Origin of the sequence: Phenylobacterium sp. (assembly GCF_016793225.1) — a bacterium.
In the GTDB taxonomy this organism is placed as follows: Bacteria; Pseudomonadota; Alphaproteobacteria; order Caulobacterales; family Caulobacteraceae; genus Phenylobacterium.
In genome coordinates this window covers 16216-30789 of record NZ_JAEUMN010000078.1, presented here as the reverse complement: position 1 = coordinate 30789, position 14574 = coordinate 16216, and the positions used below count along the sequence as shown (strand labels likewise).

At 72.7% G+C, this 14574-nt stretch carries 17 protein-coding genes; 8 read left to right on the top strand and 9 right to left on the bottom strand.

Going from position 1 to position 14574, the window contains the following annotated elements; all coding sequences use genetic code 11:
- Nucleotides 1-28 precede the first annotated feature (28 nt).
- Together JNK30_RS08820 and JNK30_RS08815 are read right to left on the bottom strand one after the other, a co-directional pair.
- Nucleotides 29-1726 carry a class I adenylate-forming enzyme family protein gene (locus JNK30_RS08820; protein ID WP_293481720.1) on the bottom strand — a complete coding sequence of 566 codons (1698 nt, stop codon included), beginning with the start codon at nucleotides 1724-1726 and terminating at the stop codon, nucleotides 29-31.
- Between the two features lie 60 nt (nucleotides 1727-1786).
- Nucleotides 1787-2119, bottom strand: coding sequence for a DUF1491 family protein (locus tag JNK30_RS08815; RefSeq protein WP_293481718.1), 333 nt, complete (start codon nucleotides 2117-2119; stop codon nucleotides 1787-1789).
- Between the two features lie 201 nt (nucleotides 2120-2320).
- Here JNK30_RS08815 and JNK30_RS08810 point away from each other — a divergent pair, with 201 nt between their 5' ends.
- Nucleotides 2321-3172, top strand: a complete 852-nt coding sequence (locus tag JNK30_RS08810) for a hypothetical protein (RefSeq protein WP_293481716.1) — start codon at nucleotides 2321-2323, stop codon at nucleotides 3170-3172.
- Between the two features lie 48 nt (nucleotides 3173-3220).
- Here JNK30_RS08810 and JNK30_RS08805 read toward each other — a convergent pair whose 3' ends face one another.
- The gene (locus JNK30_RS08805; RefSeq protein ID WP_293481714.1) at nucleotides 3221-4867 is read right to left on the bottom strand and encodes a HAMP domain-containing sensor histidine kinase; all 1647 of its coding nucleotides are present in this window, start codon (nucleotides 4865-4867) and stop codon (nucleotides 3221-3223) included.
- A 161-nt stretch (nucleotides 4868-5028) separates the two neighbouring features.
- Between JNK30_RS08805 and JNK30_RS08800 the strand changes: the two genes are divergently transcribed.
- From JNK30_RS08800 to JNK30_RS08790, 3 genes are all read left to right on the top strand, one after another.
- Nucleotides 5029-5781 carry a HAMP domain-containing sensor histidine kinase gene (locus JNK30_RS08800; protein WP_293481712.1) on the top strand — a complete coding sequence of 251 codons (753 nt, stop codon included), beginning with the start codon at nucleotides 5029-5031 and terminating at the stop codon, nucleotides 5779-5781.
- 39 nt (nucleotides 5782-5820) lie between these two features.
- Complete coding sequence (locus JNK30_RS08795) at nucleotides 5821-6246, top strand: SufE family protein (RefSeq protein WP_293481710.1); 426 nt, start codon at nucleotides 5821-5823, stop codon at nucleotides 6244-6246.
- 74 nt (nucleotides 6247-6320) lie between these two features.
- Nucleotides 6321-7286 (top strand): hypothetical protein, encoded by a 966-nt coding sequence (locus tag JNK30_RS08790; protein ID WP_293481708.1) that lies wholly within the window; start codon nucleotides 6321-6323, stop codon nucleotides 7284-7286.
- A 55-nt stretch (nucleotides 7287-7341) separates the two neighbouring features.
- Here JNK30_RS08790 and JNK30_RS08785 read toward each other — a convergent pair whose 3' ends face one another.
- From JNK30_RS08785 to JNK30_RS08765, 5 genes are all read right to left on the bottom strand, one after another.
- The gene (locus JNK30_RS08785) at nucleotides 7342-7956 is read right to left on the bottom strand and encodes a GNAT family protein (RefSeq protein ID WP_293481706.1); all 615 of its coding nucleotides are present in this window, start codon (nucleotides 7954-7956) and stop codon (nucleotides 7342-7344) included.
- On the bottom strand, nucleotides 7953-8456 hold the full coding sequence (locus tag JNK30_RS08780; RefSeq protein ID WP_293481704.1) for a GNAT family N-acetyltransferase: 504 nt from the start codon (nucleotides 8454-8456) through the stop codon (nucleotides 7953-7955). Before JNK30_RS08780 ends, JNK30_RS08785 begins: the two co-directional genes overlap by 4 nt.
- A 1-nt stretch (nucleotide 8457) precedes the next feature.
- Nucleotides 8458-9234 (bottom strand): enoyl-CoA hydratase-related protein, encoded by a 777-nt coding sequence (locus tag JNK30_RS08775; protein WP_293481702.1) that lies wholly within the window; start codon nucleotides 9232-9234, stop codon nucleotides 8458-8460.
- A gap of 116 nt (nucleotides 9235-9350) precedes the next feature.
- The gene (locus JNK30_RS08770; protein ID WP_293481700.1) at nucleotides 9351-9728 is read right to left on the bottom strand and encodes a DUF1801 domain-containing protein; all 378 of its coding nucleotides are present in this window, start codon (nucleotides 9726-9728) and stop codon (nucleotides 9351-9353) included.
- Nucleotides 9729-9741: 13 nt separating this feature from the next.
- Nucleotides 9742-10827 (bottom strand): MBL fold metallo-hydrolase, encoded by a 1086-nt coding sequence (locus JNK30_RS08765; RefSeq protein ID WP_293481698.1) that lies wholly within the window; start codon nucleotides 10825-10827, stop codon nucleotides 9742-9744.
- A 178-nt stretch (nucleotides 10828-11005) separates the two neighbouring features.
- Between JNK30_RS08765 and JNK30_RS08760 the strand changes: the two genes are divergently transcribed.
- The 3 genes from JNK30_RS08760 to JNK30_RS08750 all read left to right on the top strand — a co-directional run bounded on the left by JNK30_RS08760 (nucleotide 11006) and on the right by JNK30_RS08750 (nucleotide 13000).
- Nucleotides 11006-11293 (top strand): hypothetical protein, encoded by a 288-nt coding sequence (locus JNK30_RS08760; protein ID WP_293481696.1) that lies wholly within the window; start codon nucleotides 11006-11008, stop codon nucleotides 11291-11293.
- Between the two features lie 104 nt (nucleotides 11294-11397).
- Complete coding sequence (locus JNK30_RS08755; protein WP_293481694.1) at nucleotides 11398-12333, top strand: hypothetical protein; 936 nt, start codon at nucleotides 11398-11400, stop codon at nucleotides 12331-12333.
- 265 nt (nucleotides 12334-12598) lie between these two features.
- Nucleotides 12599-13000 (top strand): YciI family protein, encoded by a 402-nt coding sequence (locus tag JNK30_RS08750; protein WP_293481692.1) that lies wholly within the window; start codon nucleotides 12599-12601, stop codon nucleotides 12998-13000.
- Here the strand turns inward: JNK30_RS08750 and JNK30_RS08745 are convergent.
- Complete coding sequence (locus JNK30_RS08745; protein ID WP_293481690.1) at nucleotides 12990-13949, bottom strand: phytanoyl-CoA dioxygenase family protein; 960 nt, start codon at nucleotides 13947-13949, stop codon at nucleotides 12990-12992. The genes JNK30_RS08750 and JNK30_RS08745 overlap by 11 nt on opposite strands.
- A gap of 109 nt (nucleotides 13950-14058) precedes the next feature.
- Between JNK30_RS08745 and JNK30_RS08740 the strand changes: the two genes are divergently transcribed.
- Nucleotides 14059-14484, top strand: coding sequence for a septal ring lytic transglycosylase RlpA family protein (locus JNK30_RS08740; RefSeq protein WP_293481688.1), 426 nt, complete (start codon nucleotides 14059-14061; stop codon nucleotides 14482-14484).
- Nucleotides 14485-14574 lie beyond the last annotated feature (90 nt).

Genomic DNA, 14574 nt, shown 5'->3' with positions numbered 1-14574 from the left:
CTGACCTTGCGGCAGGCGGCGGTGATCGTCAGACGGCGTCCTCGACCTTCAGGGTCTCGCGCAGTTCGCGCTTCAGGAACTTGCCGTTGGCGTTGCGCGGGATCGGGTCGCCCAGCAGCCAGATGTAGCGGGGCACCTTGTGCTTGGCGATCTGCGCGCCGACGGCCTCGCGCACCTCCTCGGCCGTGAGCGACTTGCCCGGCTGCACCACCACGGCGGCGCCGACCTCCTCGCCCAGGCGGTCGTCCGGCACGCCGAAGACGCAGCACTCCGCCACCTGCGGCAGGTGGTGAACCGCCGATTCGACCTCGGCGCAGTAGATGTTCTCGCCGCCGCGCAGGACCATGTCCTTCTTGCGGTCCACCAGGAAGATGAACCCGTCGTCGTCCAGGTAGGCCACGTCGCCGGTGTGCAGCCATCCGTCGGTGATCGAGTCGGCCGTGGCCTCGGGGCGGTTGATGTAGCCCTTGATGACCGAGGCCCCGCGCACCCACAGCTCGCCGGGCTGGCCGGGCGGCAGCGCCTGGCCGTCGTCGCCCACGACCTTGACCTCGAAGGTCGGCATCGCGCGCCCGCAGCTCGCCGGCTTGTCCACGAAGAAGTCGCCCGAGATCGAGGTGATGATCCCCGACGTCTCGGTCATGCCGTAGCCGGTGTTCGGCCGGGCGGTCGCCACCGTCTTGTCGATCTTGCCCACGAGGTCCGGCTGCAGCTGCGCCCCGCCGCCGCCCACGCTGAGCAGGCTCGAGGTGTCGTACTTGTGGAAGTCCGGATGGGTGACCAGCTCGCGGGCCATCACGGGCACGCCGCCCGCCGAGGTGCAGCGCTCGCGCTCGATCAGCTTCAGCGCCTCGACCACGTCCCACTTGTACATCAGCACCATCTTGCCGCCGGCCGCGGTGGCCGCGTAGGCGCCGCAGTTGTTGGCCGTCACGTGGAACAGCGGCGTGGTCACCAGGCCCGACGGGATCGGGACCGGCGCATTGGGGTCGGGAACCACGCCCGTCGCCCGCTGCGTCGCCAGCGCGGTCACCTGTCCGGCGAACATCATGTTCATCAGGTTGTTGATGCAGCTGCGGTGCGTGAGCTGCGCGCCCTTCGGGAAGCCCGTGGTCCCGGAGGTGTAGAAGATGCAGACGTCCTCGTCCGGATCGATCGCCACCTCGGGCATCGCCCCGCCGTGGGCGACCACCTGCGACCAGGGAACGGCGCCGGCCGGCGGATCCGCCCGCACCGCCACCAGCGTGGCCCCGCCCAGCATCTCGGGCTGCTCCATGAGGCGGCCGATGCGTTCGGCGTCGGCGAACAGCACCTTGGGCTGCGCGTCCTTCATGCCGTAGGCCATCTCGGGAGCCGTCCACCAGGCGTTCATGCCGACGCAGGCCACGCCGATGCAGGCGCAGGCCCAGTAGATCAGCATCCATTCGGGGTAGTTCCGCATCGCGATCGCGACGCGGTCGCCCGGCTTCACGCCCTGGGCCAGCAGCCAGTTGGCGGTCGAGGCGACCAGCCTGTGCGCCTCGGCGTAGGTGATGCGCTCGTCGCCGAACACGAGATAGTCGCGGTCCGCGAACTGCGCCGTCGAGAGCCAGAGCGCGCGCACGTTCGGCGGCGCGTTCTTGAAGGCGCGGATCGTCACGCCGCGCACCTCGACCTCGACCACTTCCATCGGCGCGCCGGGCCCCGTCAGCTCGGCCCAGGCCTTGTTCAGTTCGGCGTAGTGCATTCCCGCTCCATCCCCTGAGAACTCTGCCGGCGTCTACCGCGCCGGTCGCCGCCAACCTAGCTAGCCTTTTTCGACAGGCTCAACGAGGAAATGGCGGCCTTCCTTATCTTCGATCTCGACGATCCATATGTCTGGGTCGATACGGACCGCGCGCTCGATGTAGCGGTCGAGGTCGGCCTCGGCCCGGCTCGCGGCGGGCTCCATCCAGACCCGGTCGCCGTCGCCGCGCGTCGCCTCCGCCAGCAGCCGCGCCGTCCCGTCCGACCGGTTCAGCACCTTCACCAGGACCGCGCCCGCCCGGGGATCGCCCTTGCGCGCCACGACGGCGAAGCCCCCGCCGATCTCGACCCGGCGGATGAGCGCGCCGACCCAGATGTCGGTGGAAAGCAGCATCGCCCGCCATATGCGCGAGCCGCAGCATGCTGTCACGCGGGCGCCGCAAAGACGAACGGGCGTTAACCGTCTCCGTCCATAGGACCTCAACCCTGTACGGCTAAGCCTCCGCCTATCCAGACGGCCGTTCTCAAGGCCGCGGAACGATGGTGGACGGCAAAACGCATGAGCTCGCGCAGAAGCGCTGGGCCGACGTTTCGGATGGGGTTTGCAGGGCTCGCCGCGGCGATCGCGGCCCCCGCGATCGCGCTGGCGCAGCCGGCGGACCTCTTCTTCGAGCGGACGGTGATGACCGCGGCGGACAGCCGTTGCGGCCTCTTCACGCCCGAGGTGTCCTCCGCCCTCGCCGCCGGCGCGGCCCAGGCCCGCGGCGCGGCGCTCCGCGCCGGCTCCGACCCCCGGTCCCTGCAGGTCGTCGAACGCAACGCGCGCGCCCGCGCCGCCCAGATCGACTGCGCAAGTCCGTTGGTCGCCAGCCAGGCCGCCCGCATCCGCATGGCCTTCGCCGGGTACCAGCGGGTGACGCGGATGGTCTATCCCGGCGACCTGACCGAGTGGCGCGCCGACCGCGGCGTCGGCCGCAGCGCCCGCTGGCGGCTGTCGCAGAGCGCGGACTTCGGCTCCAACCGCATGATCTTCGGCCTCGCGGGCCGGCAGGACGTCCAGAGCGCCCTGGTGGCCGTGGCCGGCTTCTCCGACAAGGCGACGCCCTACTCGGCCCGCCTCGTGATGCGCGACACGCAGCGGACGCTGGGCCCCTACCTGCTGGGCGGACGCCAGCCCCTGTCGCGCAAGCTGCCGCCCGCCTCGGCGACGCGCGCCTGGTTCGCCGAGGCCCGCGGCGGCGCCGAGGCCGAGCTGCTGCCCAAGGGCTACGGCGGGGGCTGGGCCTTCCGGTTCCCGAACACCGCCGTCCAGGCGCTCAGCGAACTCGATCCGCGCGAGGCCGTGGCCGTGGAGTTCCTGTTCGCGGGCGGCCGCACGCGCACCGCCTATGTGGAAGTCGGAGACTTCGCCGCCGGCCGCGCCTTCCTGCAGCTGGCGAGCCGCTAGCGGCTAGGCGGCGTCCCACGGGCCGATAGCGACCCGCAGCGTGCGGCCCTAGACCTTCCGCCGCAGGGGTTGTTGTCCCGCCGGCTTCTCAACCAGAACGGGCAGACGGACGGTCACGGTGGTGCCCTGGCCGACCTCGCTCTCGACGCTCATCTCGCCGCCGTGCAGCCGCGCGAAGGCCCGCACCAGCGACAGGCCGAGGCCGGTGCCCTCGGTCCGCTTCTCGGCCTCTCCCACCTGCTCGAAGGGCCGGCCCAGCCGCGCCAGGTCGTCGCGGGCGATGCCCACGCCGGTGTCGGCGACCACCAGCTCCAGCGTGTCCCCGTCGCCCTGCACCGTCACCGTCACCGAGCCGCCGCGGGGGGTGAACTTCAGCGAGTTGGAGATCAGGTTCAGGGCGATCTGCTTGACGGCGCGCTTGTCGGCGTCGGCGGGCAGCGCGGCGATCGGCAGGACCCCGCGCAGGTGGACGCCGGCGCGATCGGCCTGGCCCCGCATCAGCCGCAGCACCGCCGAGATGGCGTCCCGCGCATCGAAGGTCTCGATGTGCAGTTCGAACCGCTCGGCCTCGATCTTCGACATGTCGAGGACGTCGTTGATCAGCTCCAGCAGGTGCGTGCCGCTCTCGTGGATCAGCTCGGCGTACTCGGCGTAGCGGTCGCCCAGGGGCCCGAACAGCCGCTGCCGCATGATGTCGGAGAAGCCCATGATGGCGTTGAGCGGCGTGCGCAGCTCGTGGCTCATGTTGGCCAGGAAGCGCGACTTGCCGGCGTTCTGCTGCTCGGCGGTTACGCGCTCGGCCTCCAGCCGCCGTTCGCGGGCGAACTGCTCACGCGCGTCCCGCAGGGCCGCCACCAGCCGCCCGTCGCCCGCCTGGCGCACCGTCAGCTCGAAGGGGCTGTCCGCATCGTCGGCCCGGGCGAGATAGACGCTGGCGCGGCCGTCGCGCGCCGCCTCGTGAAGGGCGCCGGCCAGGGCGGGCAGGTCCGCCTCGGCCACCAGGTGGCCCAGGCTGCGTCCTTCGAGCGATCGAGGCTCGTGGCCGCCCACGGGCGCCCCGGCCGCCGTCAGCACCCGCCCGGCGCGGTCCAGGACCGCCAGCAGCAGCGGCTGCGCCTCGAGGATCGCGATGATGTCGGCCGCGCGGGCCGTCCGCCGCTGGTCGCGGGCGACCGAGCCCTGCAGGTCCACCAGCCCCCAGGCGAAGCCGAGGGTGACCGTGCCGAGGCTCAGCAGGCCCAGCCAGGGGGCCGCGGCGGCGTCCGCCTGCGGCAGGGTCATGAGCGCGCCGTCCAGGGCGGTCACGGCCGCGGCGGCGAGGGATACGGCCGCGCCGAGGGCCAGGGTCTCGCGGGCGCGGAACGCCGTGGCCGCGGCGGCGGGGGCGAGGCACCAGGCCGCCAGCGGGCCGGCGGTCCCCCCCGTGAGGTGCGCCGCGACCGCGCCCGCCGCGCCCCACATGAGGATCGCCGCAGTCCGGCCTGCAGGCCCGAGCGTGGAGAGGAGCGCGCCGGCGATCGCGGCCGCGCCGCCCGCGGCCAGAGCCAGCAGTTCGGGGCCGATGCGCAGGCCCTGGAGCGAGAGTCCGGCCATGGCGGCCGCCGTCGCGAGCGCCCAGGCCGCATGCCAGAGCATGCCCGGCGCCGCGCCGCCGCGCCCCGCTGGCTTCGCCGATGTCGAACGCGCCCCGCTCATGCCCTGACCCTATACGGCCCCGTCAGGTCCGGCCCGCGAAAGTAGCCGCGGACGCAGATTCGCACGAGGGCCGCCGGGACAACGCCGTTCCCGCAAGACTTTCGTAAACGCCTTGGGCGAAGTTGCGGGCCTCGACTGACCACCAGGCGCATCGCCGTTCGATGGCTGAAACGGCCGACATCCCCGCCCGCGTTCGCGCCCGCGCCCGCCTCGAAGCGGCCATGGACGAGCAGAAGCGATCGTTCCTGCGCGTGGTGAGTCATGAGCTTCGCACGCCTCTGAACTCGATCCTCGGCTTCTCGGAAATTCTCAATGCGGAACTGTATGGGCCTCTCGGGGCTCCGCAGTACAAGGAATATGCCGAGATCATCCACCAGAGCGGCCAGCGGCTGCTGAAGCTGGTCAACCAGGTTCTCGAGATCGCCCGCCTGGAAGGGCGCACGATCGACTTCGACCCGGCGGTCGAGCCTCTGGAGACCGCGCTCGAGGACGTGCTTCCGGCCCTCTCCGCCGAGATGGCGGCGCGGGGCGTGACGCTGGAGGTCGCTCAGCCCGACGCTCTGCCTTCGGTCATGGCCGACCATCGGGGCCTGCGGCAGGTGCTCTCGCAGCTGCTGCACAACGCCGTCGCCTTCTCCCCCGAGGGCGGGGTCGTGCGCGTCTCGACCGCGCGCATCGGCGACATGGTCGAGATCCGGATCTGCGACGAGGGCGACGGCGTCGACGCCGCCGAGATCCACCGGCTGATGGCGCCCTTCGAGCAGGGGGAGAACGCGCTGACGCGAAAGTCCGAGGGCGCGGGGCTTGGCCTGCCGATCGCCGACCTGACGTGCCGGGCCATGGGCGGGCGGCTCAAGCTCGCCTCGCAACCCGGCCGCGGCCTCAGCGCCATGGTGCGCCTGCCGGCCGGCTGAGGTTGCGCCGCGGCCCCGGGCCCCTTAACTGCCGCGCCCATGGCCGCCATCGACGACGCCCTTTCCGAACTCGCCGACGAGTTCGACCTCCTGGGCGACTGGGAGGAGCGGTACCGCTACGTGATCGAGATGGGCAGGGACCTGGCCCCGCTTTCGGACGCCGAGCGCAGCGACGAGACCAAGGTCCGCGGCTGCGCCAGCCAGGTCTGGCTCGTCACCGAGCCGCAGGCCGACGGGACCCTGCGCTTCCGGGGCGATTCCGACGCCCACATCGTGCGCGGGCTCATCGCCATCCTGCTGCGCCTCTATTCCGGCCGCAGCGCCTCCGAGATCCTGGCCTTCGACGCGCGGGCGGCGTTCGACAAGCTGGGCCTCTCGGGCGCCCTCTCCTCGCAGCGCTCCAACGGCCTTGCCTCGATGGTGGCCCGCATCCGCCGCGACGCCGAACAGGCGCGGGCCGCCTGACGTCCGCATCCATCGCCGCCGTTGCGGCCGTAGCGCATCCTGCGCGAGGCTGAAGCTTCAGCGGGGAGGCGATCTTGATTCACCGACGTCAGCTTCTGGTCCCGGCGCTGGCCGCCGCCCTGGCCGGCCCGGCCGCGGCTCAGCCGCGCTATCGCCCGCCGCGCACCCGCCACGGCCATCCCGAGCTGGACGGGACCTGGACCAACGGCACCTACACCGAGTTCGAGCGGCCGCGAGAGCTGAAGACCCTCGTCGTCCCGCCGGACGAGGCGCGCGCCTGGGAGGCTCGCCTGGCGCCCACCGGCGGGGTCAATGTCCCGAACGACCCGGTGGGCCAGGCCCAGTCCGAGTTCCCCGAGGTGGGCACGGGCCTGATGCGCGTGCGCGGCGAGATCCGCAGCTCCGTCATCGTCGACCCCGAGGACGGCCAGCTGCCCTACAGCGACGAGGGCATGGCCCGGCTCGGCATCCGCAAGCACTACCGCCGCTGGTCCTACGATCACGTGGAGCAGCGGCCCGAGAACGAGCGGTGCCTCACCGCCGGCAACGCCGGGGCGCCGCTCATCGCCGAGCAGGACGCCAACCTCATCCAGATCGTGCAGACCCGCGACGAGATCGCCCTGGTGGCCGAGCGCTACCACGACGTCCGCATCGTCAGGCTGGGGCCCGACGCGCCCACCGCGAAGCCCGGCTGGTTCGGCCACTCGCAGGGTCGCTGGGAGGGCGACACGCTCGTGGTGGTCACGCGGGGATTCCGCCCGGGCGTCACGCGCCGCACCGACGACGTGTTCCTGTCCGACGCCGCCGTGGTGGTCGAGCGCTTCACCCGCACCGGCCCGGCCGAGATCCACTATGCGTTCACGGTCGAGGATCCGGCGCTCTACAGCCGGCCGTGGCGGGGCGAGGCCGTGCTGACGCCGGCGCCCGGGCGCATCTTCGAGTACGCCTGCCACGAGGGGAACTACGCGCTGACCAGCATCCTGGCCGCCGCGCGGCAGGGCAACCAGCCGTCATCCACGCCGCCCAAGCCCGCGCCCTGAGCCGGGGCGCGATACGCGTCGCCGCGTTCGCCGACTGGATCGAGTCCGGCCCCCGTCAGAGCACGTGGCGCCGGCGCCACTGGTCGCGGGTCATCTCCCAGTAGACCGAGCGGCGGATCGTGCCGTCGGGGCGCACCGCGTCGCGCTCGCCCATCCTGACGAAGCCGGCCGCGTCGATGCCCTTCTGGACGCGCAGGTTGTCCAGCGCCGCCGTCAGGCACATCAGCCGCACGCCCAGCGTCTCGAAGATCCACCCGAACATCCGCGCCATGCCCGCGCTGCCCGTCCCGCTGTTCTGCAGGTCGGCCCGCACGCCGCCCGCCAGTTCCGCCGAGGCGTGCTCGGGCCACACGGCCACGTGCGAGTAGCCCGCCACCTGCCCGGCCTCGTCCAGGTTGACGATCAGCAGCGCCTCGCCGGCCTGCATGCGCGCCTGGTTCTCCGCCACCCAGCGGGTGACGCTCTCCGGCGTCACGGGCTTCGGCAGGTCGTAGATCCAGCCCGACACGCGCTCGTCCGCGAGCAGGGCCACCAAGCCCGGCACGTGCTTCATCTCGGCCCGCTCGCGCCGGCCGGGCAGCGCCGCCACGTCGGCGGTCCGCACGGCCTGCCGGATGGCCTCGGCCTCCTCGCGGGAGGCGTGGATGACGGTCTTCGGGGGCGCGCTCACGACGCCGCCAGGCGCTCGAGCGCCGCGCCGTCCAGCCGTCGAACGGTCCAGTCGGTCATCGCGCCCGCGCCCAGCGAGTCGTAGAAGGCGATCGAGGGCGCGTTCCAGTTCAGCACCGCCCATTCCAGCCGCCCCAGGTCGGCCTCCATGCAGCGCTGCGCCAGGCGGCGCAGGAGCGCCTTCCCGGCCCCGACGCCGCGGGCCTCGGGCCGCACGAACAGGTCTTCCAGGTAGATCCCGGCCCGGCCCCGGAAGGTCGAGTAGTTGTAGAACCACAGCGCGAAGCCCACGGCCTGGCCCTGATGCTCGGCGATGTCGCAGAAGCACCGCGGATTCTCCCCGAACAGATCCCGGCGGATGTCGGCCTCGGTGGCCTCCACCTCGTGCAGCAGCCGCTCGTACTCGGCCAGATCGCGGATGAACTGCAGGATCAGCGGCGTGTCGGCGACGGTGGCGACCCGCACCTTCACCGCCGGCCTCGCGCCGGACGCGTCGGCCACGTCAGGAGACCTTGCCGAAGTCGGGCGCGCGCTTCTCGCGGAAGGCGGCGAAGGCCTCGCGGGCCTCCGGGCTCTTCAGCTGGTTGGTGAAGTGGCCGCCCTCCTCCTGGATGCGGTCCAGGTAGGCCTGGGCGTCCCGCATCAGCGCCTTGGTGATGGCCACCGAGGCCGGCGGCTTGGCGGCGATGGCGTCGGCGGCGGCCCGGGCCCGCGCCCGCAGCTCGGCCGCGGGAACCACCGCGTTGGCGATCCCCCAGGCCTCGGCCTTGCGCGCGTCCACCGCCTCGCCCAGCACGAACATCGAGAACGCCCGCGCGTGCCCGATCCGCGTGGGCAGCAGCATCGACGAGGCCGCCTCGGGCACCAGCGCCAGGTTCACGAACGGCGTCGTCAGCAGCGCGTCCTCGGCCAGGAACACCAGGTCGCAGTGCAGCAGCATGGTCGTGCCCACGCCCACCGCTCGGCCGTTCACGGCGGCGACGATCGGCGTCTTCGCGCGGGCCAGCGCCATGATCAGCGCGCTGCCGCCGCGCCGCTCGCCCGCCGGCGTCTCGCCCGAGTTCACGGCCGCGAAGGCGCCCAGGTCGTTGCCGGCGGTGAACATGTCGCCGTTCGCCTGGATCAGGATGCAGCGCACCGACGGGTCGTCGCCGGACGCGTCGATCGCGTCCCCCAGCGCCGCGTACATCTCGCCCGTCAGCGCGTTCTTCTTGTCGGGCCGGTTCAGCGTGAGCGTCAGCACGCCGCCGGACTTGTCGACGATCACATGTTCGGTCATGGCGGTCCTCCCGGAAGCGTGGCCGCGCACGCTAGCGACCCGCGCCCCCCAAGCCAACATCCGGCGAGCGTGGTCACCTCCCCGCGACGCAGCGGGGTTCGCGATGGGACCGGCTCTCAGCTGGTCGCCCTGAGCCACCGGGAACACAGGTCGCCCAGGGCGTCCGCGCGCTGCTCGACGTCGGCCCGGTCCTGGAAGACGATGACGCCTCGGTCGGACGCGGGCCAGCGCGCCAGGCCATGTCTGTCGTCGAACTTGAAGCCGCCCGGTTCCCTGGACCTGGCGCCGCGATGGACGACCACCCGGACACCGCCCTTGCGCTCGAGCCCGAGGGTTATCCGGTCATCACCGCCCAGCGCAAAGCTTGGCGCATTCCACTTCACGCTTTCGGTGAGGCCAGAGTGGCAGGCCGCGACGACGGACCGAATGGCGTCGACCGTCTCGCGAGTCTCGCGGTCGAGCCCCGCCCTGAACTTCTCGATATCGGCCGCCATGGTGACTTCGGGCCTAAGCGGTCGCCGCGCGGTACCAGTCCACGCCGGACGCGTCGCGCTCGCGCACGACCTGGCCCCGGCTCATCAGGCAGTTGAGGTGAGCCAGGCTCTCGCCCGTGGCCATCCCCAGCAGGTATTCGTCGATCCGCCGGCGGAACAGGACGTGGAAGACGTCCACCGCCCGCTTCGGCTCCTTCAGCAGGTCGAGCAGGCGCGTCAGCCCCCGCTCGTGGCCGCCCACCAGGTGATCGATCCGCGCGTGCAGGCCGCGGAACGGGTCGTTGTGCGCCGGCAGCACCAGCACGTCGTCCGGCACCTGGCTCTTGATCCGCTTCAGCGAGGTCAGCCAGTCGGTCAGAGGGTCGCCGTCCGGCTCGGTGGGGAAGACCGACACGTTCGAGGAGATCTTCGGCAGCACCTGGTCGCCCGAGATCATCAGCTTGAGGTCGGGACAGTAGAGGCAGGCGTGCTCGGGGCTGTGGCCCGAGCCCACCACCACGCGCCAGACGTGGTCGCCGATGCGGATCTCGTCGCCGTCGTTCAGCCGGTGGAAGCTGTCGGGCAGCGCGTAGAGCCCCCGGCCGAAGCCGCCGAACTTGGCGCGGTAGTTCTCCAGCGCCTCCTCGTCCCAGCCCGCCGCGCGGAAGAACCGGATGGCGTCTTCGGGCGCCTCGCGCCCCGTGTCCGCCGCCAGCGAGCGGCAGGTGATGTACTCCAGCCGCGTGATCCACAGCCGCGCGTCGAACTTGCGCGTGAGGTAGCCGGACATGCCGATATGGTCCGGGTGCATGTGGGTCACGAACACCCGGGTCACCGGCCGGCCCTCCAGCGGCCCCTTCAGCGCCGACCGCCACGCGTTGCGGGTCTCGAGCCCGCTGATGCCGGTGTCGGCGATCGCCCAGCCGGGACGCCCGTCGGCGAAATGGTCCTCGATCGCCCAGACGTTGATCCAGGCCAGCGCGCCGCCCAGCGGCATGCGCAGCCACTTCACGCCCGGGGCGATGTCCACCGCCTCGCCAAGCTTGGGCGCATGTTCGAACGGATAGGTCAGCTTCGGCCTGTGGCTTTCCCAGGCCGCTTGTTCGATCCCGTCGCGCAACGCCAAGGCTCCCACTGCTGCAGCGCGCATTATCCGGCGGCGCCCCTGCGGAGGGCAACCGTTCCGTCCGCGGCGTGGGCGCGCGCCGGTTTTGGGTTGGCCTGCCCCGGCGGCGGGCCCATGATGGCCGCGACGCGCGACGCGGCGCCCCCGTGACCTGCGAGGAGAGAGTCCCACGATGTTGTCGCTGATCCTGGCGGCCGCGCTGCTCCAGGCCGACGCGTCGCCCGCGGCTCCCGTCACGGTCGCGCCGGTGACGTCCGAGGGCGCCCAGATCGTCTACGGCCTCGTCGAGGGCAAGGGGCAGGCGAAGTCCAAGCGCGTCTGCTTCAACGACGCCATGCTCGGCTCGAAGATCCCCACGAAGCGCTGCATGGACCGCGAGGAGTTCGAGCGCCGCCAGCGCGACAACCGCGAGTTCACCCGCAAGATCCAGGACGACGCCCGCGCGCCGACCTTGCGCTAGGCGCGCGCTCCGGGCCGCCGTGGACGCGCGTCCGACTCGCCCCTATTCCTGGACGCGGTAGGCGCGCCGGCGCCGCCGGACGCAACCTGGGGGATGCTTCCGCCATGACCACGTCACGCCGCAAGGCGGCCAACCGCACGCCGCTGCTCGTCTTCGGCGGCCTCGCCCTGGCGGCCCTCGCGGGCGGCGCCCTCTGGATCATGAAGGACGTCGAGCGCGCCCGCCGGGAGGCCGAGGCGGCGGCCCGGATCGTCCCGACCCTCCCGGCCGGTCGCCTGCAACTCGTCAGCTCCACCATGCAGGAGGCGGTCTACGTCTCGCTCGATGACGTCCGCCGGACCGCCGACGGCGCCGTGTCGGCCACCGTCCTGAAGGTGGGCCGCAAGCCTGACGGCGTCGAGGGCTCGGCGATGCTGACCCGCCGCGAGAGCGTCGATTGCGGCGCGCGGCGCATCTACGAGGGACGTATCGGCGCGTTCGACGCCGAAGGCCGGCTGAAGACCGCGACCAACGGCTATCCCGGGGGCCGTCCCGCCGAGCCCGGCGACTACGAGGTCCCGGTCCTGTGCGAGCAGGCGAAGGGTCGGATCGTCGCCACCTGGCGGCAGGCCCAGCGCGAGGTGCAGGCCCTGCCCGACGCCGTCGCGGCCCGCGCCGAGGCCGACCGGCGCGACGCCGACGCCTGGGCCTGGCTCTGCGCGGCCGGGGTGCGCAACCGGTGGCGGAGCCGCACGCCCGCCGACTGCGCGCATGCGCTGACGCTGCGCCCCGACGACCACGCCACGCGCCTCGACCGGGCGTACATCCTGCTCAAGATCGGGCGAAAGGCCGAATCCGACGCCGAGTTCGCGCGCGTGCTCGCCGCCGATCCGAAGAACGCCACCGCCCTCTACGGGCGAAGCCTCAGCCACGCCCTGCGCGGCGACGAGGGCGCCAGCCGCCGTGACCGGGGCGCCGCGCTGGACCTGGACGAGGACGTGCCGAACTGGGTGGCCCAGACCTACGACCTGCAGGTCAGCCGCGAGTACCGCGTCCGCTGAGCGGGCGGGCGGGAAAGCTTGACCATGATCAATTCGCGGGGCCGCGCCCGACGCTAGTCCTTCCGCCGAAGCAGAAGGAGAGCCCCATGCCGACGGAAGTCGTTCCCATCATCGGCGGCATCGTCGCGATGTTCGTCACCTTCATGGTCGTCCTCGGCGGCGTCAGCCTCTGGACCGGCCAGGGCAAGTAGGACCTTTCCGCCGCGCTTTTGTCGGGAATCGGGGTCCATCGTGCGTCCTCCGGGACGCATGAGAAGGGAGCCCGATGCTCTACGCGCTGCTGGCCTACCATGAGGAACACGTCGTCCAGGCGATGGACGAGGCGGCCGACAACGCCCTGATGGCGAACCTCGAGGCCGTCCACGGCCGGTGGACGGCCGCCGGGACCCTGGGGCCGGCCGCCCGCCTGGGCGCGACTACGCGCGCCGCCACCGTTCGGGGGCAGGGGCGCGGCTTCGTCACGGACGGCCCCTTCGCGGAGACCAAGGAAGCCCTGCTGGGCTTCTACGTCGTCGAGGCCGAGAGCCTCGCGGCCGCGGTCGAGCTCGCCCGCGACCTGAAGGCCGCCAATCCCAGCGCCGCCTACGAGGTCCGCCCGATCGTGCTCTTCCGGCCCGGCGCCCCCTTCCCCCTGACCGACGCCGGCCTGGGCGACGTCAGGCCGTAGCCGGCGGCTTCAGGGCCTCGGCGGCCTCGCGCCGCTTCCGCGCCGCCGCGCGCACCGCGTCCAGCAGCTCGGCCCCGCCCAGGCTGCCCTCGGCGTCCGCCTGCGCGCCGCCCAGCGCGTACTCCGGCGGCACGGTCTCGGGGCCTTCGCCCGGCGGCAGCGGCGGGGTGTAGTAGCCAAGGGCGTAGTTGCTCATCGCGTAGCCGACCAGGGCCGCCAGCTCGGGCTCCAGCCCCGCGGCGACCTGCGGCGGGCACGAGAGGTACATGTTCTCCTCCTGCCGCAGCCAGCCCAGCGAATAGGTGATGTTCAGGCCCCAGCGGTCGGCGCCGCCGTCGCCCGGATCGTCCAGGACGTTCGCGCCGCCCGCGTGGAACACGGTGCCGGTGTAGACGAGCACCGATCCCTTGCGCATCGTCGCCCGCCCGATCTCCTCCGGGGCCGCCACGCGGTCGTCCGGCCAGGCCTGCGAGCCCGGGCACACCTGCGTCGCCCCGTTCGCCTCGGTGAAGTCGGTCAGGGCCCAGATGGTGTTGAGCTGCGGCTCGATGGCCAGCGGCAGGTGCTGGCCCCACGCCCAGCGGTCGCGGTGGATCGCCTGCCCCGGCTGGCCCGGCATGATCCGGATCAGCTGCGCCAGATGCAGGTGGTAGCGGTGGCAGTTCGGCTTCAGCAGGGCGTCGCACTGCGCCAGGATCCGCGGGTCCATCACCAGCGGCCGGATGCGGGGCGAACGCGCCACCAGCGCCCCGGTGCGCGTCGTGCGCGCCCCGGTGAAGCTGTCCCGGCCCGGCGGCGTCGCGTCCACGTACGGCTTCAGCTCGGCCACCAGCGCGTCCACGGCGGCGGCGGGCAGCGCGTCGTCCAGGATCAGGGCCCCGTCGCGCGCCAGCACGGCGAAGACGTCGTCGGCCGGCGCATCGGCCGGCAGGTGGGTGAGCTGGGGCATCGCGCGTCCTCCTCGGCATGATCCTGCCTCATCCGAGGCCGCGGCGGGAGGCCCCTCGTGGCGTTTCGCGGAACGCGGATCGTCCGGCCGGCTGGGGCGTTGGGGCTCCATGCCCCGCCTCACGGCCCTCGCCGCGCTGCCGCTGGCCCTCGGGATCGCCGCCTGCGGACAGACGTCGGCCCCGAGCGGACCGGAGCCGGCGCGCGCGGCCGACGCCGCGGCGCCCGGCCCCGTGCAGGTAGGCGAGGCCTCCTACTATGCGTCCGAGCTCGCCGGGCGGCCGACGGCCAGCGGCGAGCCGCTGAAGCCCGAAGCCATGACCGCCGCCAGCCGGTCGCTGCCGCTGGGCACGGACGCCAGGGTGACCAACACCGAGACGGGCCGCTCGGTCGTCGTGGAGGTCAACGACCGCGGGCCCTATGCGAAGAACCGCATCATCGACGTCACGCCCAAGGCCGCCGAGCGCCTCGGCATGAAGGCCGACGGCGCGGCCAGGGTCGTCGTCCAGCCGCTTCCCGCCGACGCCGTCCCCTGAGCGGCGGATCGCGCGGGCCGTCGGCGGCTAGCGGAGGAACGTCGCCGCCACATAGGCCGCCAGCAGCAGCCCCAGCACGATGATGATGGC

Bases quoted from the DNA above. Each gene is read 5' to 3' on its own strand.
- JNK30_RS08800 (WP_293481712.1), top strand. From the start codon at position 5,029: ATGGCTGAAACGGCCGACATCCCCGCCCGCGTTCGCGCCCGCGCCCGC.
- JNK30_RS08760 (WP_293481696.1), top strand. From the start codon at position 11,006: ATGTTGTCGCTGATCCTGGCGGCCGCGCTGCTCCAGGCCGACGCGTCG.
- JNK30_RS08745 (WP_293481690.1), bottom strand. From the start codon at position 13,949: ATGCCCCAGCTCACCCACCTGCCGGCCGATGCGCCGGCCGACGACGTC.
- JNK30_RS08805 (WP_293481714.1), bottom strand. From the start codon at position 4,867: ATGAGCGGGGCGCGTTCGACATCGGCGAAGCCAGCGGGGCGCGGCGGC.
- JNK30_RS08740 (WP_293481688.1), top strand. From the start codon at position 14,059: ATGCCCCGCCTCACGGCCCTCGCCGCGCTGCCGCTGGCCCTCGGGATC.
- JNK30_RS08755 (WP_293481694.1), top strand. From the start codon at position 11,398: ATGACCACGTCACGCCGCAAGGCGGCCAACCGCACGCCGCTGCTCGTC.
- JNK30_RS08820 (WP_293481720.1), bottom strand. From the start codon at position 1,726: ATGCACTACGCCGAACTGAACAAGGCCTGGGCCGAGCTGACGGGGCCC.
- JNK30_RS08810 (WP_293481716.1), top strand. From the start codon at position 2,321: ATGGGGTTTGCAGGGCTCGCCGCGGCGATCGCGGCCCCCGCGATCGCG.
- JNK30_RS08815 (WP_293481718.1), bottom strand. From the start codon at position 2,119: ATGCTGCTTTCCACCGACATCTGGGTCGGCGCGCTCATCCGCCGGGTC.
- JNK30_RS08795 (WP_293481710.1), top strand. From the start codon at position 5,821: ATGGCCGCCATCGACGACGCCCTTTCCGAACTCGCCGACGAGTTCGAC.
- JNK30_RS08775 (WP_293481702.1), bottom strand. From the start codon at position 9,234: ATGACCGAACATGTGATCGTCGACAAGTCCGGCGGCGTGCTGACGCTC.
- JNK30_RS08750 (WP_293481692.1), top strand. From the start codon at position 12,599: ATGCTCTACGCGCTGCTGGCCTACCATGAGGAACACGTCGTCCAGGCG.
- JNK30_RS08770 (WP_293481700.1), bottom strand. From the start codon at position 9,728: ATGGCGGCCGATATCGAGAAGTTCAGGGCGGGGCTCGACCGCGAGACT.